The organism is Streptomyces sp. NPDC110618 (assembly GCF_055657065.1).
Genome location: NZ_JBVKBN010000027.1, coordinates 13,539 through 37,886 on the forward strand (window position 1 = coordinate 13,539; position 24,348 = coordinate 37,886).

At 74.4% G+C, this 24,348-nt stretch carries 18 protein-coding genes; 16 read left to right on the top strand and 2 right to left on the bottom strand.

Features of this window, described 5'->3' with window-relative positions; genetic code table 11:
- The first annotated feature begins 73 nt into the window (after window positions 1-73).
- The 10 genes from ACZ7L7_RS32910 to ACZ7L7_RS32955 all read left to right on the top strand — a co-directional run bounded on the left by ACZ7L7_RS32910 (window position 74) and on the right by ACZ7L7_RS32955 (window position 9,936).
- On the top strand, window positions 74-442 hold the full coding sequence (locus tag ACZ7L7_RS32910; protein WP_250747834.1) for a hypothetical protein: 369 nt from the start codon (window positions 74-76) through the stop codon (window positions 440-442).
- 42 nt (window positions 443-484) lie between these two features.
- Entirely contained in the window at window positions 485-1,432 is a 948-nt protein-coding gene (locus tag ACZ7L7_RS32915) for an ABC transporter ATP-binding protein (protein ID WP_472077811.1), read from the top strand.
- Window positions 1,423-2,313 (top strand): ABC transporter permease, encoded by an 891-nt coding sequence (locus ACZ7L7_RS32920; RefSeq protein WP_285514318.1) that lies wholly within the window; start codon window positions 1,423-1,425, stop codon window positions 2,311-2,313. Before ACZ7L7_RS32915 ends, ACZ7L7_RS32920 begins: the two co-directional genes overlap by 10 nt.
- Before the next feature lie 22 nt (window positions 2,314-2,335).
- Window positions 2,336-3,559, top strand: a complete 1,224-nt coding sequence (locus ACZ7L7_RS32925; protein WP_285514317.1) for a cytochrome P450 — start codon at window positions 2,336-2,338, stop codon at window positions 3,557-3,559.
- Complete coding sequence (locus tag ACZ7L7_RS32930; protein WP_472077812.1) at window positions 3,556-4,785, top strand: flavin monoamine oxidase family protein; 1,230 nt, start codon at window positions 3,556-3,558, stop codon at window positions 4,783-4,785. The genes ACZ7L7_RS32925 and ACZ7L7_RS32930 overlap by 4 nt, the downstream gene beginning before the upstream one ends.
- Window positions 4,782-5,708 (top strand): Rieske 2Fe-2S domain-containing protein, encoded by a 927-nt coding sequence (locus tag ACZ7L7_RS32935; RefSeq protein WP_453600417.1) that lies wholly within the window; start codon window positions 4,782-4,784, stop codon window positions 5,706-5,708. Before ACZ7L7_RS32930 ends, ACZ7L7_RS32935 begins: the two co-directional genes overlap by 4 nt.
- On the top strand, window positions 5,705-6,667 hold the full coding sequence (locus ACZ7L7_RS32940; RefSeq protein ID WP_471431034.1) for an alpha/beta fold hydrolase: 963 nt from the start codon (window positions 5,705-5,707) through the stop codon (window positions 6,665-6,667). Before ACZ7L7_RS32935 ends, ACZ7L7_RS32940 begins: the two co-directional genes overlap by 4 nt.
- Window positions 6,668-6,751: 84 nt before the next feature.
- Window positions 6,752-7,765 carry a hypothetical protein gene (locus tag ACZ7L7_RS32945; RefSeq protein ID WP_472077813.1) on the top strand — a complete coding sequence of 338 codons (1,014 nt, stop codon included), beginning with the start codon at window positions 6,752-6,754 and terminating at the stop codon, window positions 7,763-7,765.
- The gene (locus ACZ7L7_RS32950) at window positions 7,675-8,310 is read left to right on the top strand and encodes a VOC family protein (RefSeq protein ID WP_472077814.1); all 636 of its coding nucleotides are present in this window, start codon (window positions 7,675-7,677) and stop codon (window positions 8,308-8,310) included. Before ACZ7L7_RS32945 ends, ACZ7L7_RS32950 begins: the two co-directional genes overlap by 91 nt.
- 228 nt (window positions 8,311-8,538) lie before the next feature.
- Window positions 8,539-9,936, top strand: a complete 1,398-nt coding sequence (locus ACZ7L7_RS32955; protein WP_472077815.1) for an NAD(P)/FAD-dependent oxidoreductase — start codon at window positions 8,539-8,541, stop codon at window positions 9,934-9,936.
- A gap of 144 nt (window positions 9,937-10,080) precedes the next feature.
- On the opposite strand, the gene ACZ7L7_RS32960 is transcribed toward ACZ7L7_RS32955, so the two are convergent.
- A complete protein-coding gene (locus tag ACZ7L7_RS32960; RefSeq protein ID WP_472077816.1) occupies window positions 10,081-12,615 on the bottom strand; it encodes an ATP-binding protein in 2,535 nt (844 codons plus the stop codon).
- Between the two features lie 257 nt (window positions 12,616-12,872).
- On the opposite strand from ACZ7L7_RS32960, the gene ACZ7L7_RS32965 reads away from it, so the two are divergent.
- From ACZ7L7_RS32965 to ACZ7L7_RS32990, 6 genes are all read left to right on the top strand, one after another.
- Window positions 12,873-15,125 (top strand): TOMM precursor leader peptide-binding protein, encoded by a 2,253-nt coding sequence (locus ACZ7L7_RS32965; protein ID WP_472077817.1) that lies wholly within the window; start codon window positions 12,873-12,875, stop codon window positions 15,123-15,125.
- A 93-nt stretch (window positions 15,126-15,218) separates the two neighbouring features.
- The gene (locus ACZ7L7_RS32970; protein ID WP_472077818.1) at window positions 15,219-16,670 is read left to right on the top strand and encodes a SagB family peptide dehydrogenase; all 1,452 of its coding nucleotides are present in this window, start codon (window positions 15,219-15,221) and stop codon (window positions 16,668-16,670) included.
- A 4-nt stretch (window positions 16,671-16,674) separates the two neighbouring features.
- The gene (locus ACZ7L7_RS32975) at window positions 16,675-17,487 is read left to right on the top strand and encodes a hypothetical protein (RefSeq protein ID WP_472077819.1); all 813 of its coding nucleotides are present in this window, start codon (window positions 16,675-16,677) and stop codon (window positions 17,485-17,487) included.
- 13 nt (window positions 17,488-17,500) lie between these two features.
- The gene (locus ACZ7L7_RS32980) at window positions 17,501-19,846 is read left to right on the top strand and encodes an NHLP family bacteriocin export ABC transporter peptidase/permease/ATPase subunit (protein WP_285514306.1); all 2,346 of its coding nucleotides are present in this window, start codon (window positions 17,501-17,503) and stop codon (window positions 19,844-19,846) included.
- Entirely contained in the window at window positions 19,843-22,860 is a 3,018-nt protein-coding gene (locus ACZ7L7_RS32985; protein WP_472077820.1) for an NHLP bacteriocin export ABC transporter permease/ATPase subunit, read from the top strand. The genes ACZ7L7_RS32980 and ACZ7L7_RS32985 overlap by 4 nt, the downstream gene beginning before the upstream one ends.
- 80 nt (window positions 22,861-22,940) lie before the next feature.
- Window positions 22,941-23,123 carry a hypothetical protein gene (locus ACZ7L7_RS32990; protein WP_453600386.1) on the top strand — a complete coding sequence of 61 codons (183 nt, stop codon included), beginning with the start codon at window positions 22,941-22,943 and terminating at the stop codon, window positions 23,121-23,123.
- Window positions 23,124-23,130: 7 nt separating this feature from the next.
- Here ACZ7L7_RS32990 and ACZ7L7_RS32995 read toward each other — a convergent pair whose 3' ends face one another.
- Window positions 23,131-24,312, bottom strand: coding sequence for a pyridoxal phosphate-dependent aminotransferase (locus ACZ7L7_RS32995; RefSeq protein WP_453600383.1), 1,182 nt, complete (start codon window positions 24,310-24,312; stop codon window positions 23,131-23,133).
- Between the last annotated feature and the right edge of the window lie 36 nt (window positions 24,313-24,348).

Genomic DNA, 24,348 nt, shown 5'->3' on the forward strand with positions numbered 1-24,348 from the left:
GTCGCCGGCACAACGACCGAATCGCAAAGCGCGCCGACCAAGCGCGGAAAAACGTAAGGAAGGGAGAGTTCACATGGCCCTCGATCCGCAGCAGCGGGCAGAGTTCGTGAACGCCTACACCCGCGTCCTCATCAGCTCCTGGTCCGACGAGTCGTTCGCCGCCCGGCTGCAGTCCGAGCCGCGCACGGCGCTCGCCGAGGCCGGCCTGGAACTCCCGGCCGACGCCGAGATCGTCATCGTCACCCAGGCCCCCGAGGGCCACGAGGAGGGCAACCTGGACGTCCAGGTCGGCCTCTGGGAGCAGGGTCTTGAGACCGGCCGCTACGAGTTCCACGTCCCGGCCACCCCGGCCGTGGACGCCGCCGAACTGAGCGAGGGCGACCTCTCCGACGTCGCCGCCGGCTGCAACTACTGCTGCTGCCCCTGCTGCTGCTGCACCTGACCGGCAGCCCCCGCACTCATTCCCACTTCGCTGGAGGGTTCCATGCCCACTGCGCCGACGGGACATCCCGTCTCCGTCCGCGGTCTTTCCAAGGACTACGGTGACGTCCACGCGGTGCGGGACATCAGCCTCGACATCCATCGGGGCGAGGTGTTCGCACTGCTCGGGCCGAACGGCGCGGGAAAGACCACGACCGTCGACATCCTGACGGGCGTGCGGCAGCGCACCAGCGGAGATGTGCGGGTCCTCGGCCACGACCCGGCCGAGGACCCGCGGGAATGGCGGGCACGGATCGGCGTGGTGCCCCAGACGGCGGGCGCCTACGCGGATCTGACCGTGCGGGAGGTCGTCAGCCACTTCGCCGCCATGTACCCGGCACCCCTGCGCACCGAGCAGGTGCTCGACATGGTCGGTCTTGGCCGGCACCACCGCACCCAGGCCCTGGCGCTCTCCGGCGGCCAGCAGCGCCGCCTCGACGTCGCCGTGGGCGTCGTCGGGGACCCCGAACTGATCTTCCTGGACGAGCCCACCACCGGGCTCGACCCGGTCGCCCGCCGGGAGGCGTGGGAACTGGTCCGCTGGTTCGCCGACCGCGGCTGCACCACCGTGCTGACCACGCACTACCTCGACGAGGCGGAGGAACTGGCCCAGCGGGCCGGAGTCGTCGTCGGCGGACGGCTGGCGGCCTGCGCCCCGCTGTCCGAACTGGGCGGCCGGGACAACACCCGCACCCACGTCTCGTTCCGCCGTACGGCCGCGCTGCGCGAGTGCGCGCTGCCCGCGCTGCCGCCCGGCACCGAGGCGGCCCACGACGACACGTCGGACACCCTCACCCTGCGCACCTCGGAGCCCTCCGGGGTGCTCTCCGTGCTGCTGCCCTGGGCGCGCGAGGCGGGCTGCCCGGAACTGCCCGAACTGCGGGTGCACCGGCCCACCCTCGAAGAGATCTACCTGAACCTCATCGACAGGGAGACCGTCGCATGCCCCTGACCGAGGCCGTCGACACCGCTCAGCCCGCCGCGCCGGCGCCGTCCGCCGACGGGCCGCCCGGGGGAGGTGCCGTGACCTTCGGGGTGCGGGCCCTGGTCAGAGCGAGCGCGGCCCGGTCGAGTGTGGAGCTGAAGGCGTTCTTCCGCAACAAGCAGTCGCTGGTGTTCACCCTGTTCTTCCCGGTGATCCTGCTCGTCGTCTTCGCGTCGATCTTCTCCGGCAAGGTGGAGGGCACCGACACCGACTTCCGGCAGGTCTTCATGTCCGGGGTGATCGCGGCGGGCGTGATGAGCACCGCGTTCTCCGGGCTCGCCATCAGCATCGCCGTCGAGCGCGACACCGGACTGGTCCGGCGGCTCGCGCTCACGCCCATGCCGAAGACCGCCTACTTCATCGGCAAGATCGTGCGGGTCGTGGTGACCACGGCCCTGGAGACGGTCCTGCTCATCGGCATCGCCGCCACCGCCTTCGACCTCGAACTGCCACACACCGCCGAGCGCTGGGCCACCCTCGGCTGGTGCCTGGCGCTCGGCACGGCGGCCTGCGCGCTCGCCGGGACCGCCTACAGCGCGGTCATCCCCAACAGCCGCTCCGCGTCCGCCGTCGTCACACCGGTGTTCATGGTGCTGCAGTTCATCTCCGGCGTGTTCTACCCCTTCGACAAGCTGCCGCTGTGGATGCAGAACACCGCCGCGCTGTTCCCCGTGAAGTGGATGGCGCAGGGCTTCCGTTCGGTGTTCCTGCCCGACTCCTTCACCGTCGTGGAACCGGCCGGTTCCTGGGAACTGGGCCGCGTGGCACTCGTGCTGGCCCTGTGGGCGGTCGGCGGTCTGGTGGCGACCACCCTGACCTTCGGCTGGCGCGGCCCGCGGGTGCGCTGAGTCCGGGAAGGAGCAATCGACGATGACGACGACACCCGGGCTGCCCGCGGGGATCGCCCACCCCTTCTCCCCGGCCGGGCGGGTCGACCCGTATCCGGCGTACGACTGGCTGCGCGCCCACGCGCCGGTGCACCGCGACCCGATGACCGGGATGTGGCTGGTCACCTCGCACGCCGACTGTGTCGCGCTGCTGAAGGACCCCGCCTTCTCGGCCGCCGCGGGCCAGCGGGAGCGGGCCCGTGACGACGACCTGCCGGTCTCCATGCTCACCACCGACGGCGCCGACCACGCCCGGCTGCGCGCCCCGGGCGCGCTGCTGCTCGGACCGGCCGCGCTGGCCTCGGTCGAGGACGCCGTCGCCGCCGACGCCGACGCGGTGCTCGACCGGGCGGCCCGCGCGGGCACCCTGGACGACGCGGTGGAGCAGCTCGGCGTACCGCTGGCCACGGCCGTCCTGGGGCGGCTGTTCGGGCTCGGCGAGGACGACCGGGGGACGCTGGCCCAGCTGGCCCGGGCCGTCTCCGTCAACCTCGACCCGCTCGCCCCGCCGCCCGTCGCCCGGCTGGGGCGGGCCGCGATGGGGGAGCTGACCAGGTTCCTCGACGCGCACGCCGAGCAGGCCCCGCCGTCCCCGCTCGCCCGGCTCGCCGCCGACCCCCGGCTCACCCGGCGCGAGATGCTCGGGGTGCTCGGTCTCGCCGTGGTCGGCGGCTGGCAGCCGCTGGCCGAGTCCATCGGCAACGCTCTGTACTGGCTGCTGCCCCGCCCCGACGCCCTGGCCGCGCTGCGCGCTGCCGACGCGGAGGGCGCGCTGACGGCCATGGACGAACTGCTGCGCCTGGAGGCGCCGATCCCCTTCACCGCACGTGTCACCCTGCGCGAGGCGACCCTGCCGGGCGGCACGATTCCCGCCGGGCAGCGGGTGCTGGCGGTGCTCGCGGCGGCCAACCGCGACCCGGCGGTCTTCACCGACCCCGCCGAGCCGGTCCTCGACCGCACCCCCAACCCTCACCTCGCCTTCGGCGGCGGGCCCCACTTCTGCCTCGCCGCCCGCCTGGTACGCCAGGCAGGCGCCCTCCTCCTCACCCGCCTCGTCCACCGCTTCCCCGACGCGAACCCAGGCCCGTCGACGCCGACTTGGGCGCCGACGCTGATTCCGCGGCGGGTCACGGGGCTGGGCGTGGAGCTGGGGGCCGACGCGGGTGCCGGGCGATGTCCCGTGACGGGGGCGGGGGTTGGCGCATGACCGAGGTCGTGGTGATCGGGGCCGGGGTCGCCGGGCTCGCCTGTGCCGGGCGGCTGGCCGAGGCGGGGCTCGACGCGCTGGTGCTGGAGGCGCGGTCCCGGGTCGGGGGGCGGGTGCGGAGCTTCCGGCCCGCCGACGGGGGGCCCGCACTGGAGTTGGGGGCGCAGATCGTGCACGGGGACCGCAACCCCGCGCACACCGTGCTCGGGCCGCTGCCCGCGGCGCCCCGGCCGACGGCGGCGTACGTCGTCAGCGGGCGCACCGCGCGGCCGATGGCGCTGCTCGCCCGCGGGGGCTGCCCGCCCTGGCTCGCGGAGGCCAGGCTCGCCGGGTACCGGGAGGGCTCCGTCAGTGTCGACTCCTGGCTGACGACGCTCGGGGCGACCCCGGCGGAGGTGGCGGTGGCCCGGGAGTGGTTCCGGCAGACCTGGGCGGCCGACCCGGGGCGGATCGACGCCGCCGCGGCCGGGCTGGCGATGCGTCAGGATGCGGGCGGGTGCGGGGAGTTCACCGTCCACGGTGGGCTCGATCTGCTGACCGCGCGGCTGGCCGAGCGCGTCCGGGTGCGCACCGGCGTCCCGGTGCGCCGGATCGCGGTGGAGCCGGACGGCTCGGGCGTACGGCTGGCCACCGACGACGGCGAGGCGGCCGCCGCGCAGGTGGTCGTCACCGTGCCGCCCGCCGTCGTGGACCGCGGACTGCTCACCATCGACGGGCTGGACGAGGACCGGCGGGCCGCCGCCCGCACCCTCGCCCCCGGCGACGCGTACTGCGCCGTCGTCACCCTGAGCGGCCCCGCGCCCCAGGACATCTCGGTGTTCGACGCCGACGGCGCGGTCGGGTTCCTGTCCTGCCGGCGCGGCCGCCCCGAGGTGACCGTCGTCGCCAAGGACACCGCGGCGGCCTGCGTACGCGCGGCGGCCGGCGCCGCCGGACAGCTGGCGGCCCTGCTGGCGGTGGCGCTGCCGTGGACCGCCGCCCTGGACATCGTGGCCGTGGAGACCGCGGACTGGTCCGCCGAGCCGTTCAGCGGCGGCGGGTTCTGCGCGCCCGGACCGGACTCCACGGCGGCGGCCGAACGCTGGGCGCGTCCGCTGGGCGGGCGGCTGTTCTTCGCGGGGGAGGCCGCCGTGACGGGCCGCGCGCTGCCGTGGCTGCAGGGGGCGTACGCCGACGGACGGCGCGCCGCCGAAGAGGTACTCAAGGCAAGGAAGCAGGGACAGTGAACGTCCACTCGGGCTGGTACTTGGCCGCCTTCACCTCCGAACTGGAGGGCGACGTCGCTCCGTTGGACATCGGCACCCGACGCCTGGTCGCTGTGCGGAGCGACGGCGGGCTGCGCGTCTACGACGCCGACTGCCCGCACCGCGGCGCCCACCTCGGGCACGGCGGCCGGGTCGAGGGCGGCTGTCTGGTCTGTCCGTTCCACGGCCGCCGTATCGGCCTGGGCCGCCCGGAGCGGGAGGGGCCGCGGCCGTGGGTGCGGGAGCACGAGGTGATCGTGTGCGGCGAGGCCGTCTTCGTCCGGCTCACCGACGGGCCCGACGACGACCGCGGGATGCGTGCCACGCTCAAGGAGCTGGCCGGCACCCATCCGCTGGTCCGGGCCGTCGCCCGCCCCGTCGCGGCCGCCGCCGACCTGATCGTCGAGAACGCCTTCGACACCGAGCACTTCACCGCCCTGCACAAGGTGTACCGGGTGCGCGGCATGCGCCACCGCGACGGCGCGCACGGCGAGTTGGTGATGGACGGCGAGTTCCCGATGCCCGCCTCGCCGTGGCGCGGCAGGGCCGGGGCGCCCGCCGCCGAGCCGTACGTCCCGCGCTTCCACGCGCGTGCCTTCAGCCCCGCCGTGGTGGTGACCGAGTTCGGGCCCCCCGACGAGGTGCACGTCATCGTCACCGGCGCGGTCCCGGACGCCTCGGGCGGCTGTGTCGCCCGCGTCGCCATCGGGGTGCGCGAGGGCCAGGAGGCCGCGCTGCCCGCCCTGATCGCGGGCAGCGAGCGCGCACTCGCCGAGGACATCGACGTATGGGAGCACCTCAACCCCGCCGTGGTGCCCCGGTACGACGAGGCGGACGCGGCCGTGGTCGCGTACCGGGCCTTCTGCGAGGGCTTCACCGACCTCGGCACCCCGGAGGCGTCATGACGGAGCAGCTCTGCGCCGCCGAACCCGACTGCGCCGCCTGTGCCGCGCAGGCCGGGCCGCTGCCGGGGGAGACCGAGGGGACCCGCGACGGGCTGCGCGTGCGCACCTGGGGCGGGGACGGCCCCACCGTGCTGTGGGTGCACGGCTACACCATGGATGCCACGCTCTGGCGCCCCCTGTGGCGCCTGCTGCCGGGGCTGCGGCACATCGGCGTCGACCTGCCCGGCCACGGCGGCTCCGCGCCCCTCGACCCCGGCACCGCGCTGCCCGCGCTGGCCGCGCGGGTGCTGGAGCTGGCCCGCGCCGAAGGGGCGCGGCGCTGGGTGGGCCTGTCCTTCGGATCGACCGTGACCCTGCAGATGGCCCTGGACGCGCCCGGCGAGGTGGACCGGCTCGCGCTCGGCGCGCCCACTCCGGCCGGCGGGCCGCCGGACCCGGCCGCCCGCAAGCGGTACATCGAACTGCTGATGCTGCGCCGGATGCGCGGCCCGGCCGCCGCCGACCAGCTGGCCGACCTGTGGATGGCCTCGCCCCCCGACATCTTCCGGGGCACCGAGGCACACCCCGCACTGCGGTCCCGCATCCGGGCCGTGGTGGCCCGCCACTCCTGGGCCGAACTCGACAACGGCGCCATGGCCGCGCTCAGCGCCCACACCCATCCGCCGCGGCACCTGTCCCGGATCACCGCCGACACCCTCGCGCTCACCGGAGCCGAGGACATGCCGGTCTTCCACGCCAACGCGGCGCTCCTGGCGGCCGAGTTGCCCCGCTGCCGTACGGAAGTGGTTCCGGACGCGGGTCATCTGCCGTTTCTGGAACGACCGTTGGCGGTTGCACCGGTTCTGGCCGCGCACCTTGCGGGCGGGCCGGTGAGCACAGAGCATGTACGGGACCTGCGCGCGACGACCACAAGCGCACCGAGAATCAAGGAATTTATGGGCGAGGAGCCGCCTGTATAGAGTGATCGAAGACCAAACGGGGGCTAGGGGGACATGCCGGAATTCGTGCTTGAGTTCTTCGGGACACTGCTTCATGTAACGGGGATGGAAGGCCCCGAACTGTCGTACTTCTTCGGGCCGCATCTGCTCGGACTGCGCAGGACACCGGAGAAGGAGAAGGCGTCACTGACCGTCCACCTCGGACAGCGGTCCGGGTCCGGCGGTCGCGGGGTGCGGGTGTTCGGCCCGGACGGAAGGCTGCTGCGCCGCTGGTCCTTCCACGGCATGGGGGGCATTCCGCCGCTGCTGCCGCCGTTCGCGGCGATGAACGGGCAGTACGCGGTGGTCCAGGCGGCCGTGCTCGCCGAGGGCGACCGGGTGGTCGCGCTGATCGGCGGCGTCGGCTCGCCGCGCAACTCCGTCGCCCTCGCCCTGGGCGGGCGGGGCTGGCGGATGGTGTCGAGCCAGTACCTGGTCGTCGACCGCGCCACCGGGCACACCCTGCCGTACCAACTGCCCATGGAACTGCGTGGCGTCGACCTGGACGCGGTCCGCGCCGCCGGTCTCGCCGACGGCCCGGACGCCCTCGACGGGGCGCCGGACGGCTCCCCGGGACTGGCCGGTCTCGCCGCCGAGAACGGGGCCGGGTACGCCTGGAGCGGGGACCTGCGCCGGGTGCAGTCGCCGCTGACCGGCCCGTACCTCCAGGTGCGCCCCGAGCGGCTGCTGGCCACCGTGGACCGGGGCGCCCGCCTGGGCCCGGCCCACCTGGTGCGGCTGTGCTGCACCGGCACCGACCGCTGCGAGCTGGAGGAATGGGACGTCACCCCGTCCGTCTGGCCGCCGGAGGCCGCCGACGACCTGCCCGCGGCCTCGCGCTCCCGGCTGCTGCTGCCCGGGACGCGCAGCGCCGACGAGGCCGCCGACCTCCTCCACGACCGACTCATGCCGGTAGCCGCCGGGAAGGGAACCGCCCTGTGCCCCGCCGAACCTCCTACGCCGAGGGAACGCCCTGCTGGATCGACCACGTGGGGGTCGACCCGACCGGCGCCAAGGAGTTCTACGCAGCCCTCTTCGGTTGGGAGTTCCGACGCGAGGGCGGCCGTGGCTACCACCTGATCCTGCTCGGCGGCGAGATCGTCGGCGGGCTCGGGCCGAGCCCGATGGGCCCCCGCTTCGGGTCCTCCTGGAACGTCTACCTGGCCGCCAAGGACCTCGGCGCGGCCGGGGAACGGGCCGAGCGGCACGGGGCGCGGCTGCTGGCGCGGGGCGTCCCGGCCGGCGGGGACGGCAGGCTGAGCCTGGCCGTCGACCCGCAGGGGGCCCCGTTCGGCCTGTGGCAGGGCCTGCGCGAGGAGGGCGTCGTCCTCGTCGACGAGCCCGGCGCCCTCGCCGGCGCGGTACTGCACTCGCCCGAGCCGGAGGACTCGGCCGCCTTCTACGGGGCCGTGTGCGGCACGGACGCCGGGATCGGCACGGACGCCGGGATCGAGAAGGGCTCCCCGGCACGGTGGATGCCGCTGCTCGGGGTCGACGACCCGCTCGCCTTCGAGGCGCGGGCGCGTACGGCGGGGGCGACGGTGCTCGCGCCCGGGGTGCTCTGCGACCCGTGGGGGGCGGTGTTCGGGGTGGTGGAGGCGGCGGTGCCGCGGCAGCGGTCGTAGTCGCTCGTAGCGGTCGGGCGTGGCGCGCGTACGTATCGGGCGCGATACGTAATATCCGCGCTGCGCACCGATCTCCGTTCTCCGAGGCGTGCTCCCCGTGCCAGGGTTCTGGGCGGGGAGCGAAATTCCGCGCGCCGCGGGATTCCGGTTCGCTGTTCCCCGTGGAATTCCCGTACGGAATTCCGGCGCGGCGCGCGGCTGTCATGCCAGCGGGGGAAGGGGAAACGAATGGCACCCGAAATCGTGGTGATCGGCGGTGGACCGGCCGGTTCCATTTCGGCGGCTCTGCTCGCCCGGAGCGGCGCGCGGGTCCGGCTGCTGGAACGCGCGCATTTCCCGCGCTATCACATCGGGGAGTCGGTGGCGACGTCCTGCCGCGCCATCATCGAACTCGCGGGCGCCCTGGGGAAGGTGGAGGAGCGCGGCTACCAGGTCAAGGAAGGACTGCTGCTGCGCTGGGGCGCCGAGCGGGACTGGGTGGTCGACTGGCCGGAGATCTTCGGCACCGGCGCGCAGACCTCGTGGCAGGTGGACCGCGCCGACTTCGACCACGTCCTGCTGCGGCACGCCGCCTCCCAGGGCGCCGAGGTGACCGAGGGCGCCCAGGTCAAGCGGGTGCTGTTCGAGGACGGCCGGGCGGTCGGCGTGGAGTGGACCCACGAGGGCGTCACCAGCACCGCGCGCGCCGACCACGTCATCGACGCCTCCGGACGGGCCGGAGTGCTCTCCGCGCGCCACTTCCGCGACCGCCGCCGGCACGACGTGTTCCGCAACGTCGCCGTCTGGGCCTACTACAAGGGCGGCAGCCTGCTCCCGCGCACCCCGCGCGGCGGCATCGACGTCATCTCCTCGCCGGAGGGCTGGTACTGGGTCATCCCGCTGGCGGACGGGATGTTCAGCGTGGGCTTCGTGACCCACCAGGACAACTTCCTGCGCCGCAAGCAGGAGTGCCCGGACGTGGAGCGGCTGTTCCTCGACGCCGTCCAGGAGTCCGACACCGTACGGGAGTTGATGGCCGACGGTGAGTTCCAGCACGACGTGCGCGTCGAGCAGGACTTCTCCTACGCCGCCGACAGCTTCTGCGGCCCCGGCTACTTCCTCGCCGGGGACTCCGCCTGCTTCCTCGACCCGCTGCTGTCGACCGGCGTCCACCTCGCCATGTACAGCGGCATGCTCTCCGCGGCGTCGATCCTCGCGCTGCACGACGGGGACGTGGCGGAGCCGGAGGCGCTGTCCTTCTACGAGACGCTGTACCGCAACGCCTACGCGCGGATGTTCTCCATGGTCGCCGGCTTCTACGAGCAGTACCGGGGCAAGGCCACCTACTTCTGGCTCGCGCAGCGCCTCGCCCGCGGCCGCTACCCGGAACTGGTACGCCGCCCCGAGCCCGTGCCGATGCGCTCGGCGCCCGACAGCGAGGCCTTCGCGGCGCTCACCGCCGGCGCCCTCGACCTCGACGACGCGCGCCGGGCGGGCGGCGCGGATCCGCTGGCCGCGGAGGTACTGGCGGCCCAGGTCGCCCCGCACGCCACCGCCCGCGACCGCTTCGACGCCACCACCGGCCTGTACCTGCGCACCGCTCCCCGCCTCGGCATCGGCCGGGTCCCCGAGACCGCGCGCACCTGATCCCCCGCGGGCGCGCGCAACGGGCGGGGGCGCCCCAAGACTTGGGCGCCCCCGCCCTTTCCTGTGCCTGCGGCACGTTGTCCGGGTCCGGTTCACCGGGCGGGCGGGGCGCGCCTGTTGTGTCCGTCCGCCGGCACCCGTCCGCTACGGCACGCTCAGTGCCGCCGCCAGTTCGTGGCGGCTGTGGATGCCGAGTTTGCGGTAGACGCGGCCCAGGTGGGTGTCGACCGTGCGTTTGCTGAGGAACAGGCGCTCGGAGACCTCCAGGCTGGAGTGGCCGCGCAGGACCAGTTCCACCACGCGTTGTTCGGCGGGGGTCAGTGTGGGGCGCTCGGGGTCGTGGGGCGCGGACGTCGGATGCGGGGCGACGGCCGGGGTGCGCGGGCCGCCGTGGAGGATCGTCACCGCGGCCGCCTCCTCGCCGAGCGCCCGGTACGCCTGCGCGGCCTGCGTCCGCCAGGGCAGACAGGCCGGGTTGGTGATGCCGCGCAGGGCGAGCCGGTGGCCGCAGTCGAGGAACAGGCCGAGGGCCGTCGTATGGTCCCCGCGCGCGGCGGCGACCTCGCCCCGCGCCTGCAGGGAGAGCGCCCGTACGAAGGGGTGCAGGTCCCCGGCCGACCGGTCCTCGCGCAGCACCTCGGCGGCGTCGTCCGCCCGGTCCAGGCCCACCAGCGCACGGGCCGCGCAGGACAGGGCGGCGCTGGTCAGCGCGGCGGCGTTGAGCCGGCGGGCCAGGGTGAGTCCCGCCTCGGCGTCGGCGTACGCGGCGGAGTACCTGCCCTCCCGGTGGTGGGCCTCGGCGCGCACCAGGCGGGCCAGGAGCACGGTGGCCCCGTCGTCGGCGGCGCGCGCGGTGGTGAGCACACGGGTGGCCAGGTCGCGGGCGGCGGCGGGGGTCCCGGTCCAGATCAGGGCCAGTGCCGCGCCGACCGGACCGGCCGGCCAGCCCGCCGTCACGACCTCCTGCGCGGCGCCCTGGGCGACCTCCACGCGGGCGGCCAGCCGCCGCGCGGTGCCGGAGCGGCCGGTGGCGGCGGCGGCCGCGGCGAGCGCCCCGCTGACCGAGCGTGCCGCCGGGTCCAGGGGCCCCTTGGCCGCGAGCCGGGCGGCGGCCCGTACCCCCGTGCGGTGCCCGGTGAGCAGTGCCTGCGCGGTGAGGCGGAGCAGGGGCTCGCGGGGCGGGGCGGGGAGCGCGGCCAGCTCCCCGCAGGCCCGTACGAAGGGCTGGGCGCCCTCAAGGGAGGCGACCAGGGCGGGGGAGGCCAGCCGGGCCAGTACCTCGGCGCGCCCGACCGGGCCGGGCGCGCTGTCGGCGGCGGCCACGGTCTGCCGGGCGCAGGCGTCCAGGTCGCGGTGGAGCTCCACGGCGGCCAGCCGGACGGTCAGTTCGTGGAAGGTCTCGGCGTGCGGGTGCTCGCCGGGGCGCTCCGGCGCCGTCGCGTCCCCCGGGGGCGGGCCGTCCAGCAGGGCGAGGGCGCGGCGCAGATAGCGCGCGGCGGAGGCGTGGTCACCGGCCGCGGCGGCCTGCGCGCCCGCGTCGCGCAGTACGTCCAGGCCCCACTCGCACCCGGCCTTGACCAGGTGCTCGGCGGTCTGCCGGGCCGGGGCGCCGAGGCGGGCCAGCACCGTGGCGGCGCGCCCGTGCAGCTGCAGCCGGTCCTCGGCCGGTACCCGGGCCAGGACGGCGGGCCGCACCGCGGCGTGCGGGAAGCGGGCGGGCGGCCCGGCCTCCAGCAGCCCGGCCCGTACCAGCGCCTCCCTGGCCTGCAGCACCTGCACCTCGCCGTGCTGGGAGAGCGCCCCCCACATGGCGGGGTCGGTGTCCGGGCCCAGCACGGCGAGCTGGGTGAGCAGTTCACCGGCGGCCGGGTCGTCCTCGTCCAGCCAGGCCAGCACGGTCTCGGAGAGCGCCTGGGCGCCGATCGGCAGCACCTGCTGGGGATCGGGCGCGCCGGGCGGGACGTGCTCGCGGCGCAGCCGGTTCACCAGGTCGTGCAGCACCATCGGGTTGCCGTGCGCGAGGGCGTCGCACAGGGCGGCCAGCCCCTGGTCGACGGGGCTGTCGAAGGCGCGGTCGACGAGTTCCGTCGTACAGGTCGAACAGAGCGGTTCCGGCCACAGCCGGTACAGGTACGGCAGCGGGCCCAGTTCGTCGGTCAGCCGCGCGGCGGCGGAGTCGGGCAGCGTCGCCACCAGCAGGACCGGCAGGTCGTCCAGTCGCCGGGCGAGGTAGGAGAACCAGCGCAGTGAGGGTTCGTCGGCGTACTGCAGATCGTCCACGAGGACGGCGACGGGCCGGTCGGCGGCGAGCGAGCGGGTCGTGCTCAGCAGGTGCAGCAGGGCCTCGTGGGTGGGTCCGGCGGCCTCGCCGGAGGAGCCGTGGCCCTCGGCGGGAATGAACGTTTCCGCCCGTCCGGCGGCCCCGAGCACGGGGTCGAAGAGCTGGCGCACCATGCTGTAGGGGAACCCGCTCTCGCTGGGATGGCAGCGGGCCCGCAGTACCAGGGCGCCCTCCGGCAGGAGCCGCGGAACCGCGTTCAGCAGGGCCGACTTCCCCATCCCGCGCGGCCCGTGGACGGTGACCACGGCAGGGTGGCCCAGAGCGAGCCCGACGATGACCTCCTGTAGGAGGGATATCTCGCGTTCTCGGTGATACAGATCCCCGTTGACTGCATGCATTGCGCCAATCTTGCATTCCATCCGGCCAGGAGCAAGCGTCCTTGAGCGGCGGGGGACTTGGCCCGGCGATACGTACGCGACGCCCCGGAAGAAGTACGTACGGGCCGCCCGGTTGCGTAGTGAATGAAGCATTTACCCGCCGTGCGCTCCGTGTTTGGGTGAACCGTGCCGGAAAGCGCCGGACGTCGCACGACGGGCGGGTCGAAGCGCGCCGCGCCAACTCGCCGCACATGCATCGGAAGAACACAGGGGGACCGATGGAAAAGCCGCGCCTGAAAGCGCATTTCCACGTCGAGGTGGTGGAGGGCGAGCGCGTCTTCCTCTATGCCGAGGGCCAGGACTACCTGGTGCCGGGCAAGGCGGCGGCGGCCGTCGTGCCGTACCTCGACGGCCGCAGGACCGTGATGGAGATCGTGCAGGCGCTGTCCGGCACCGTGGCCATCCCGGCCGTGCTCGGCGCCCTCACCCGCTTCGAGGCGGCCGGACATCTCGCCGAGGGACGGCCCGAGTTGGACGAGTCCGTCCTCGCCTACTGGGACGCCCTCGGCATCGACCCCGCCACCACCCTCGGCACGGCCCCCGTCACCGTCTCCGCCGCGCCCGGCGTCGACCCCGAGCCGGTGGTCACCGCCCTGCGCGGCCTCGGCCTGACCGTGGCCACCGCGCCGCTGGACTCGGTGCCCGAGGCCGGGCTGTCCGTCGTCCTCGTCGACGACTACCTCGACCCGGCGCTCGCCGCCCGCAACGACCGCCAACTGGCCGCCGGGATGCCCTGGTTGCTGGCCCGCCCCGCGGGCGTCGCGCCCTGGATCGGCCCCTTCCTCAAGCCCGAGCACACCGCCTGCTGGCGCTGCCTGTCCCAACGGCTCACCGGGAACCGCCAGTTGGAGCGCTACCTGGCCGGCCGGCGCGGCGAGTCGGTGCCCCGCCACCCGGCGCGCGCGGGCATCGCCGCCGGACCGCTGGCCGCGGCCGGGCTGCTGGCCGCCGAGGCCGCGCGGATCGCCGCCACCGGCGAACCGGGTGCCCTGTGCGGGCAGATGATCACCCTCGACCTGGCCACCCTGCGCACCGAGACCCACCCCCTGGTGCGCCAGCCCCAGTGCCCCTCCTGCGGTGACCCGGCCCTGGTCACGGGCCGCAGCCCCAAGATCGTGCTCAGCTCCCAGGAGGCCCGGCACACCAGCGACGGCGGCTACCGCGTCAACCGGCCCGAGGACACCCTCGCCCGGCTGGAACGGCACATCAGCCCCTACTTCGGCGCCATCACCAAGCTGGTCTCGCACACCCCCGAGTCCAACACGCTGACCTACAGCTACTCGGCGGGCCACAACTTCGCGATGGTCAACGACAGCCTGGACCTGCTGCGCCGCAATCTGCGCGGCCAGAGCGGCGGCAAGGGCCGCTCCGAGATCCAGGCCAAGGTCAGCGCCGTGTGCGAGGCGATCGAACGGTACGTGGGCGTGTGGCGCGGCGACGAGCCCGTGGTGCGCGCCGCCTACCGCGACCTCGACCCGGGCACCGCCGTGCACCCCGGCAGCCTGCTGCACTTCTCCGAGCGCCAGCTCGCCGGGCGCACGGAGTGGAACAAGGACCCGGCCAACCGGCTGCACAAGGTCCCCGACCCGTTCCCCGAGGACACCGCGATCGACTGGGCGCGCGGCTGGTCCCTCACCCACGACACCGAGCGCCTGGTCCCGGCGGCCTACTCCTGGTACGGCCACCCCGACCTCGACGAGCACTTCTTCTGCATCGCCGACTCCAACGGCAGCGCGGCCGGCAACACCCTGGAGGAGGCGGTCCTGCAGGGCCTGTGCGAGCTGACCGAGCGTGACGCCGTCGCCCTGTGGTGGTACAACCGGCTGCGCCGCCCCGCCTTCGACATGGACTCGCTGGACGACCCGTACGTGACGCAACTGCGCGCCCACTACGAGGCCATGGACCGCGACCTGTGGATGCTCGACATCTCCTTCGACCTGGGGATGCCGGTGTACGTGGCGGCCTCCCGGCGGCGGCACAGCGTCGAGGACATCATGGTCGGCTTCGGCGCCCACCCCGACCCGCGCGTCGCCGCGTTCCGGGCGCTGACCGAGCTCAACCAGTTCCTGCCGATGATCGAGCAGCGCGACGAGCAGGGCAACACCTCCTACCTGGTCGACGACCTGGAGACGCTGACCTGGCTGAAGGAGGCCACCGTCGAGCGGGAGCCCTGGCTGCTGCCCGACCCCGAGCTGCCCGCCGTCCACGTCGGCCCGCAGGCCGGGTTCGACCTCTCCGAGCGCATCCGCGAGCAGGTCGAGCGGATCCGTGAGGCCGGCTCCGAGGTCATCGTCCTCGACCAGACCCGCCCGGACCTGGAACTCCATGTGGTCAAGGTGATCGCGCCGGGGCTGCGCCACTTCTGGCGCCGGCTCGGCCCCGGCCGCCTGTACGACGTACCCGTCCGCCTGGGGCTGCTGGAGCGGCCCACGGCGGAGGCGGACCTGAACCACTGGAACGTCTTCTTCTGACCGGACCGGCGTGCACGGCCCCGTACCCGCGGTGCCGTGCACGCGGCATGCCGCCGCACCGTTGCGGCCCGCGCTTCCACCAGGGAGGAAGCCATGACGATCACCACCAGCCCACTGACGACGGCGCGGGACGGCGCCGACAGCACGCCCGCGCCCTGCACCGAGGCGATCCGCCTCGCCCGCGGCGCCACCTTCGACGGGGAGCACATCACCGCCCCCTTCGGGACCCTGCGGCTCAAGGAACTGCCCCCCGGCGCACGGGCCGCGCTCACCGCGCTCGCCGAGGAGGACCTGGACGAGGGGCGGATCACCGCGCTCGTCGTCGCCGGGGACGGCGAGGCGGGGCTGCTGCGCTGGCACATGCTGCGCACCCGGCTGGACAACACCGGCCTGCTCGAACACTCCGTGACCGGCCCGGACGGCACCACCCTGGCCCGGCTGGTGGCCGTCGGGCGGGGCCGCACCACCCTGCGTCCGGTACCCCGCGACGCCGTCCGCCTCTCCCGGCACGCCCTGCTGCTGCCCGCCGACGGCACCCTGTCCCTGCGCGCCCCCGGCAGCCCGCTGGCCGTCGAACTCGGGCCCGCCGCGGCCCCGTTCCTGGCGCTGCTCACCGACTGGACCGACGCCGCCCGGACCCCGGCACCCCTGCTCCGGCTGATCGCCACGGCCGGCGCCCTCAACCCGGGCACCCCCGAGGACGACCCGGAGCGCGAGCAGCGCGGCGGCGTCCAGTGGCACCCGCTGGACCTGGCCTTCCACACCCGCACCCGGGTCCCCGCCTCGGTCGCCGGCTACGGCGGCACGTACCCGTTCGCCGACCGTTTCCCGCCCGAACCGGTCGCCGCGCCCGCGGGCGAGGGGCCGCGCGTGCCGCTGCCCGTGCCCGACCTGGACGAGATCGCCGCCCGGGACCCCTCGCTCACCGAGGTCATCGAGCGCCGCTCCTCCACCCGCGCCCACGACTCCGGCTCGCCCCTGACGGTCGATCAGCTCGCCGAGCTGCTCTACCGGACCGTGCGCATCCGCGCCACGTTCACCGGCGGCGACGGCCAGGAGCTCGCCGACCGTCCGCTGCCCAGCGGCGGCAGCGTGCACGAGCTGGAGGTCTACCCGCTGGTCACGCACTGCGCGGGACTGGCGCCGGGGCTGTACCGCTACGCCCCCGACCGGCACGAACTGGAACTGGTCCGCGAGCCCGGCCCGGCCACCGAACCGCTGGTCAGGGAGGCCCGCGCGGCCACGATGATGGACGACGACCCGCAGGTCGTCCTCCTCGTCGCGGCCCGTTTCGGACGGGTGATGTGGAAGTACGAGACGGTCGCCTACCCGCTGATCCTCAAGCACGTCGGCGTCCTCTACCAGACCGTCTATCTGGTGGCCACGGCCATGGGGCTCGGCGTGTGCGGGCTCGGCGGCGGCGACACCTCGGCGTTCGCCGCGGCGACCGGCCGCGATCCGCTGCTGGAGGGCACCGTCGGTGAACTCGTCCTCGGCACACCGAGGCCGACGGCACCCGGCGGCCCGGGCGACCGGGAGGAGTGAGCCCGTGCAGTTCCGCTACCAGGCCCTGCAGCGCAAGCGGGAGCCGGACGAGCTGGACGCGCCCGTGCTGCTCGCGGCGCCCCGCGGCTGGATCGCCGTCTTCGTCGTCCTGATCGTCATGGTCGGCGCCTGCGTCTGGGCGGTGTTCGCCCGGCTCGAAGTGACCGTCGACGCCCCCGGCATCCTCACCCACCCCGGCGGCACCAGCCAGGTCCAGAGCCCGTACACCGGGCTGGCCCGCGACCTGCTGGTGCGCCCCGACGACGAGGTGAAGGCGGGGGACCCGCTCGCCCGGCTCACCGACGACGCGGGCCGGGTCCGTACCGTCACCAGCCCGTTCGCGGGCAAGGTGATCAGCGCCGCGCTGACCAGCGGACAGTTCGTCCGGGCGGGCAGCACCGTCGCCACCGTCGAACGCACCGACCTGCCGGACGACCGGCTCGTCGCCCTCGTCTTCGTCCCCGCCGACCAGGCCGCCGCCCTCAGACCCGGCCGCCCCGTCGACCTGTCGGTGTCGACCGCGCCGCCGTCGGCGTACGGGCTGCTGCGCGGCAAGGTCACCTCGGTCTCCCCCTACCCGCTCACCCGCGAGGCGCTGGCCGCCGTCGCGGGCGGCGACCTGGCGGCCGAGACCTTCCACCAGGGCCAGGCTCCGCGCCTGGTCACCGTGGACCTCATCCCCGAGCCGGGCTCCCCGTCCGGCTACCAATGGAGCACCGCCAAGGCCCCGCCGGTCCGGCTCGGCTCGCAGACCTCGGTCAGCGCGTCGATCGGACTGCGCAGCCAGTCGCCGTTCGCCCTGCTGCTGGGACGCTGAGGAGGCCGGACCGATGAGCGACACCAGGTCGACCACCACCCGTACGACGACCGGGCCGGCCGGTGCGCCGGGCCCCGGCCGGGAGGCGCCCGTATCGCGCCGCCGCGCCCGCCGGGCCGAACGCCGCGGCCGGCGCGGCGCCGCACGCGAACGCCGCTGGGCCCGCCGCCGCGCCCACCGGGTGCCCACCGTCCTGCAGATGGAGTCGGTCGAGTGCGGCGCCGCCAGCCTGGCGATGATCCTCGCCCACCACGGACGGCACGTCCCGCTGGAGGAACTGCGCTCCCTGTGCGGGGTCTCCCGGGACGGCGCCAAGGCCAGCTCCGTCCTGGCCGCCGCCCGCTCCTTCGGCATGGTCGCCCGCGGCTTCCAGGCCGAGCCCGACCTGCTGCGCGAGAAGCTGCGCACCGGACCGGTGATCATCTTCTGGGCGTTCCAGCACTTCATGGTCGTCGAGGGGATCAGCACCCGGTTCGGCCGCACCCTCGTCGCCGTCAACGACCCGAGCACGGGCCCCCGGCTGATGGAATGGTCGGAGTTCGACTCGGGCTTCACCGGGATCGTGCTCACCTTCGAACCCGGCCCCGACTTCCGGCCCGGCGGACGCCGCACCAGCACCGCCGCCGCCCTGCTCGACCGGCGGCTGCCGTCCGGGCGGGCGCTGCCGCTGGTGCTGCTGGCCAGCCTGCTGCTGGTGGTGCCCGGCATCGTCGGCGCCGCCTACTCCCGGGTCTTCGTCGACCAGGTCATCGGCGCCGACTCGCCCACCGCCGTGCTCCCGCTGGCCGTGGCGATGGCCGCGACCGCGCTGATGGTCTTCGTCCTGACCTCCGTCCAGCAGCACTACCTGCTGCGCATGGAGATCCGCACCGGCCTGGTCAGCTCCGCCCGCTTCTTCCGGCATCTGCTGCGGCTGCCCATCGAGTTCTTCCTCCAGCGCCGCCCCGCCGAGGTCGCCAAACGGGTCGCCAGCAACGACACCGTCGCGATGATCCTCTCCCGCGACGTCGCCGCGACCACCATCAACCTGACCCTGGTGGTCTTCTACGGCGCCCTGATGGTCCGCTACGACGTACTGCTCGGCGCCATCGGGCTGGCCACCGCGGGCCTGAACGTCCTGATGCTCCAGCTCGTCGCGCGCTCCCGCAAGGACGCGGTGGCCGCGCTGCGCGCCGACCGGGGCAACCTGATCGGCACCACCTTCGCGACCCTGTCCACCATCGAGTCGGTCAAGGCGTCGGGGTCCGAGCCGGAGGCGTTCACCCGCTGGGCCGGCTTCCTCGCCAAGGTCACCAGCGCCCAGCAGCGGCTCGGGCAGACCACCGCCGTGCTGACCGTGCTGCCGCCGCTGCTCGCCGTCGTCAACATCGGTGTCCTGCTGCTCGTCGGCGGGCTGCGGGTGGCCGACGGCACGCTCAGCGTCGGCATCCTCGTCACCTTCCAGACCCTGCTCGCCGCGCTCAGCCGCCCGGTCACCCAGCTGACCAACCTGGGCAGCCGGCTGCAGGACATGAACGCCGATCTCAAGCGGATCCACGACGTGGAGAAGTACCCGCGGGCGACCTGCTTCGAGCCAGGCCGCGACGAACTCGACCCCGAGGCCCCCGAGGGCCGCCTCAACGGCGAACTCGTGCTGCGCGACATCACCTTCGGCTACGGACCGCTCGCCGCCCCCGTCATCTCCGGCCTCGGCCTCACCATCGCCCCCGGCTCGCGCACCGCCATCGTCGGCGGCTCCGGCAGCGGCAAGTCCACCGTCGGACGCCTCGTCACCGGCCTGTACGAACCGCGCTCCGGCCAGGTGCTGCTCGGCGGACGCCCCCGCGAGGAGATCCCGCGCACCGTGCTCGCCGCCTCGATGGCCTACGTCGACCAGGACGTGGCCCTGTTCTCCGGGACCGTCCGCGAGAACCTCACCCTCTGGGACGACACCGTGCCCGACGAGGTGGTACTTGCCGCGCTCCAGGACGCGGCCGTCTTCGACGAGGTGCTCTCCCGCCCCGGCGGCCTCAACGCCCAGGTCTGGGAGCACGGCGCCAACTTCAGCGGTGGCCAGCGCCAGCGCCTGGAACTGGCCCGAGCCCTGGCCGCCCGGCCCACGCTGCTGGTCCTCGACGAGGCGACCAGCGCCCTGGACCCCGCGACCGAGCGCACCGTCATGGACAACCTGCGGCGGCGCGGCTGCGCCTGCCTGATCATCGCCCACCGGCTGTCCACCGTGCGCGACGCCGACGAGATCATCGTCCTGGACAAGGGCACCGTCGCCGAACGCGGCACGCACGACGAACTGCTCGCCGCGCGGGGCCTGTACGCGGCCCTGTTCGAGTCCAGCAGGGCCGAGGAGAGTGACACCCTGTGACCACCCCCGACACCACGAGCGCGCCCGCCCGCACCGTCTGCCTGGACGACCCCGGCACCCTGCTCTACGTGGCGGAGGGCGCCGCCGACCTGTTCGCGGTGGAGCGCGCGGCCACGGACGACCGGGCCGGGACAGCGGACGCCGACGAGGGCGGCGGGGCCGCCGGACGGCGCCACTTCCTGTGCCGGGCGGACGCCGGGATGCTCCTGGTGTGCGGCACCGACCGCGACACCCGGCACACCGTCATCGCCCGTCCCGTGCTCGACGCCCAGCTGCACCGGCTGCCGCTGGAGGTCCTGGACGACGTACGCGCCGGGCGCACCGCGCTGCCCCGGGCCGACGGCGAACGCCCCGCCGAACTCGACCACGCCCGCGTCCTGGACGGCCTCACCGCCGGACTCACCGCGCTCGCCGAGGCCCTGGCCGGCACCCTGCCGCCGCGCAAGTTCACCTCGCTGAGCACCAGCGGCGGCACGGAACTCGAAGCGCGGGACGTCACCCGCTCCGTCGACGGCATCCGCTTCGTCCGCGTGGAGTCCGGCCTCCTCGACCAGGGCGACCGCGCGGGCACCGAGGGACGGGCCCCGGACCTGCCCGAGCCGCCCGAGCCGGTCGGCCCCGGCGACGAAGTGGTGCTCACCGAACGGGACTGGCTGAGGGCCCGCGAACCGGCGAGGCTGGCCTCCTCTTCGCTCCTCGACGTCTACCGCCAGGGCCGCCTCACCGCCGCGCTCGCCCGGTACGCCGTACGCCTGCGCGCCGCCGTCGACCACCGGGTCGCCGTCGTACGCGCCGAGGAGCGGGCCGAGCTCGCCGCCCGCCGCGCCCAGGACGCCACCGTGCCGGCCGCCGCGGTGCGCCGCTTCGACGCGGTGCTGCACGACACCGACACCCGGGTCAAACTCGCCGACGTCGCCGCCGACCCGCCGCTGCTGGCCGCCGCCCGCCTGGTCGCCTCCCGGCAGGGCTTCACCGTACGGCCGCCGGTGCGCGGCAGCGGCGGCGGCCGGGCCCGGGACGACCTGCGGGCCATCGCCCTGGCCTCCGGGGTGCGCACCCGCACCGTACGGCTCGAAGGGCCCTGGTGGACCAAGGACCTCGGCCCGATGGTCGGCTACCACGTCACCGGCCGCCCGGTCGCGCTGCTGCCGCTCGGGCGGGGCTATGTCGTGGTCGACGACGGCCGGGTCACCCCGCTCACCGCCGACGGGGCCGCCCGGCTGCGCAACGAGGGCGTGGTGCTGTACCGGCCGCTGCCCGAACGCGTACGGGACGTGCGCGGGCTGCTGCGGTTCGGTTTCTCACCCTCGCACGGGCACGGCCGGGACCTGGTCCGGTTCGTCGTCGCGGGCGGTCTGGTGGCGCTGCTCGGCCTGATCATCCCGGTCATGACCGGCGAGGTGCTGGGCAGCTACGTGGAGGCCGCCGACCGGGATCTGATCGTGCAGGGCGCCCTGGCGGTGATCGCCTCCGGACTGGTGACGGCGGCCCTGTCCGTCGTGCAGAACATCGCCGTCCTGCGCATGGAGAGCCGCTCCGGCGCGGCCATGCAGGCGGGCCTGTGGAACCGCCTGCTGTCGCTGCCCGCCGCCTTCTTCACCCGCTACTCCACCGGCGAGCTGGGCACCACCGTCCTCGGCGTCACGGCCGCCCAGGAACTGCTCTCCGGCATGCTCACCACCGCCACCCTGGCCCTGCTCACCGGACTCGCCAATCTGGGCCTGGTCTTCTGGTACGACGTCACCCTCGCGCTCGCCGCCGCCGGTCTGACCGCGGTGGGCGTGGGCTTCGCCGCGGTCGCCGGACGCGTCCAACTGCGCTGGGCGCGCAGGGAGTACGTGCATGACCAGGCCATGTCCTCGATGGTCTTCCAGATGCTCACCGCGATGCCCAAGCTGCGGGTGGCCGCGGCCGAGGAACGGGCGTTCGCCGAGTGGACCCGCCTCGCGGCGGAGGGCCACGCCCTGTCCGCCCGCGTGCGGCGCGTGCAGAACGCCGTCACCACCTTCAACGCGGGTTTCCCGCTGGTGTGTTCGGCGGTGGTCTTCGCCCTGACGGCGGGCCCGCTGCACGGCGAGATCCCGCTCTCGGTCTTCCTGCCGTTCTACACCGCCTTCAACCTGCTGCTCGCCGCCGGACTGCAGTTCACCGCGGCGGCGGTCACCGCCGTGGGCACCGTGCCCATGCTGGAGCGGCTCCAGCCGATCCTGGAGGCCGAACCGGAGAACGACGGCACCAAGGCCGACCCGGGTGACCTCTCGGGCCGGATCGCCGTCTCCCACCTGTCCTTCCGCTACGGCCAGGACGGGCCGCTGGTCCTGGACGACATCAGCCTTGCCGTGCAGCCCGGGGAGTTCGTCGCCGTCGTGGGAGCCTCGGGCAGCGGCAAGTCCACCCTGCTGCGGCTGCTGCTGGGCTTCGAGACCCCGCTGTCCGGCAGCGTCCTCTACGACGGCCAGGACCTCGCCGAACTCGACATCTCGGCGGTACGCCGGCAGTGCGGCGTGGTGCTCCAGAACGGCGCCCTGCAGGCCGGTGACATCCTGGCCAACATCGTCGGCACCACCGGCTTCACCCTCGACGAGGCGTGGGCGGCGGCGGAGATGGCGGGGCTCGCCGACGACATCCGGGCCATGCCGATGGGCATGCACACCATGCTCTCGGAGGGCACCAACACCCTCTCCGGCGGCCAGCGCCAGCGCCTGATGATCGCCCGCGCCCTGGTGGCCCGCCCGCGCCTGGTCTTCTTCGACGAGGCGACCAGCGCCCTGGACAACCCGACACAGAGCCTGGTGGCCGAGAGCACCCGGCGCCTGAACGCCACCCGGCTGGTCATCGCGCACCGCCTGTCCACGGTGGTCGACGCCGACCGGATCGTCGTCATGGAGCGCGGCCGGATCGTCCAGCAGGGCACCTACGACGAGCTGATGGCGGACGCCGACGGGCTCTTCGCCCGCCTCGCCGGGCCCCAACTCTCCACATCCGCCCGGTTTTCGCGGGCCGGAGTCGAGTGACATGATCGGACCGGCGCGTGACCCCGCGCCGGTCCGCGGCCCGCTCCCGCACGACCACGACCTCGACCCCAGGGGGAACCATGGAGACCAACCCGACGACCCGCGGCCGGATCAACTGGCTGCTGCCCGCGGTGTACGCGCTGGCCATCGTGGTCGCCGGGGCAGTGATCTCCGGCGCCGCCGCGGGTGTCACCGCGGCGGTCGGCGGCGTCCTGCTCGGCCTGTACTACGGCTTCGGCAACCGCCTCGGCCTGCGCCGCTGACGCCGGTTCAGGGGGCCAGCCGCCGCAGCCGGGCGGCGGCCTCCTTCAGCACGTCCTCCTGCTTGCAGAACGCGAACCGCACGTAGGGCGCCCCGGTCTCCTTGTGGTCGTAGAAGACGGCGTTGGGAATGGCCACCACCCCCACCCGCTCGGGCAGCGCCCGGCAGAAGGCGAACCCGTCGCTCTCGCCGAGGGGCCGGATGTCGGTGGTGATGAAGTAGGTGCCGGCCGAGGTGAACACCTCGAACCCCGCCTCCTCCAGCCCCGCCGCCAGCAGATCCCGCTTGGCCTGCATGTCCGCGCGGAAGGCCGCGTAGTAGCTCTCGGGCAGCGCGAGCGCCTCGGCGACGGCGTACTGGAACGGCCCGGACGCCACGTACGTCAGGAACTGCTTCGCCGAGCGCACCGCCGTCACCAGTGCGGGCGGGGCGGTCACCCAGCCGACCTTCCAGCCGGTGAAGGAGTACGTCTTCCCGGCGGAGGAAATGGTGACGGTCCGCTCCCGCATCCCCGGAAACGTCGCCAGCGGCACATGCTCGGCCCCGTCGAAGACGAGATGCTCGTACACCTCGTCCGTGACGACCAGCAGATCCCGCTCCACCGCCAGCTCCGCCACCGCCGCCAGCTCCTCACGGGTGAGAACGGTGCCGGTCGGGTTGTGCGGGGTGTTGATCAGCAGCAGCCGGGTGCGGTCGGTGACCGCCGCGCGCAGCTCGTCGAGGTCGAGCCGGAAACGTCCCCCGTCCGGGCGCAGGGTGACCGGCACCCGGCGTGCCCCCGCCATGGCGATGCAGGCCGCGTAGGAGTCGTAGTACGGCTCCAGCGCCACCACCTCGTCGCCGGGCTCCAGCAGCGCCAGCAGCGCCGCCGCGATGGCCTCCGTGGCACCCGCCGTCACCAGCACCTCGGTGTCCGGGTCGTACGTCAGCCCGTACAGCCGCTCCTGGTGCGCCGCCACCGCCAGCCGCAGCTCGGGCACCCCCGGCCCCGGCGGATACTGGTTCCCGCGCCCGTCCCGCAGCGCCCGCACCGCCGCCTCCCGCACCTCCTCGGGCCCGTCGGTGTCCGGAAAACCCTGCCCCAGATTGATCGACCCGGTCCGCAGGGCCAGCGCCGACATCTCCGCGAAGATCGTCGTACCGAACTCGGCGAGGCGGCGGTTGAGAAGAGGACGCACGCTAGAGGTCATGGCGGCATCCTGCGCCGAAGCTCTGGAGTTCCTCAA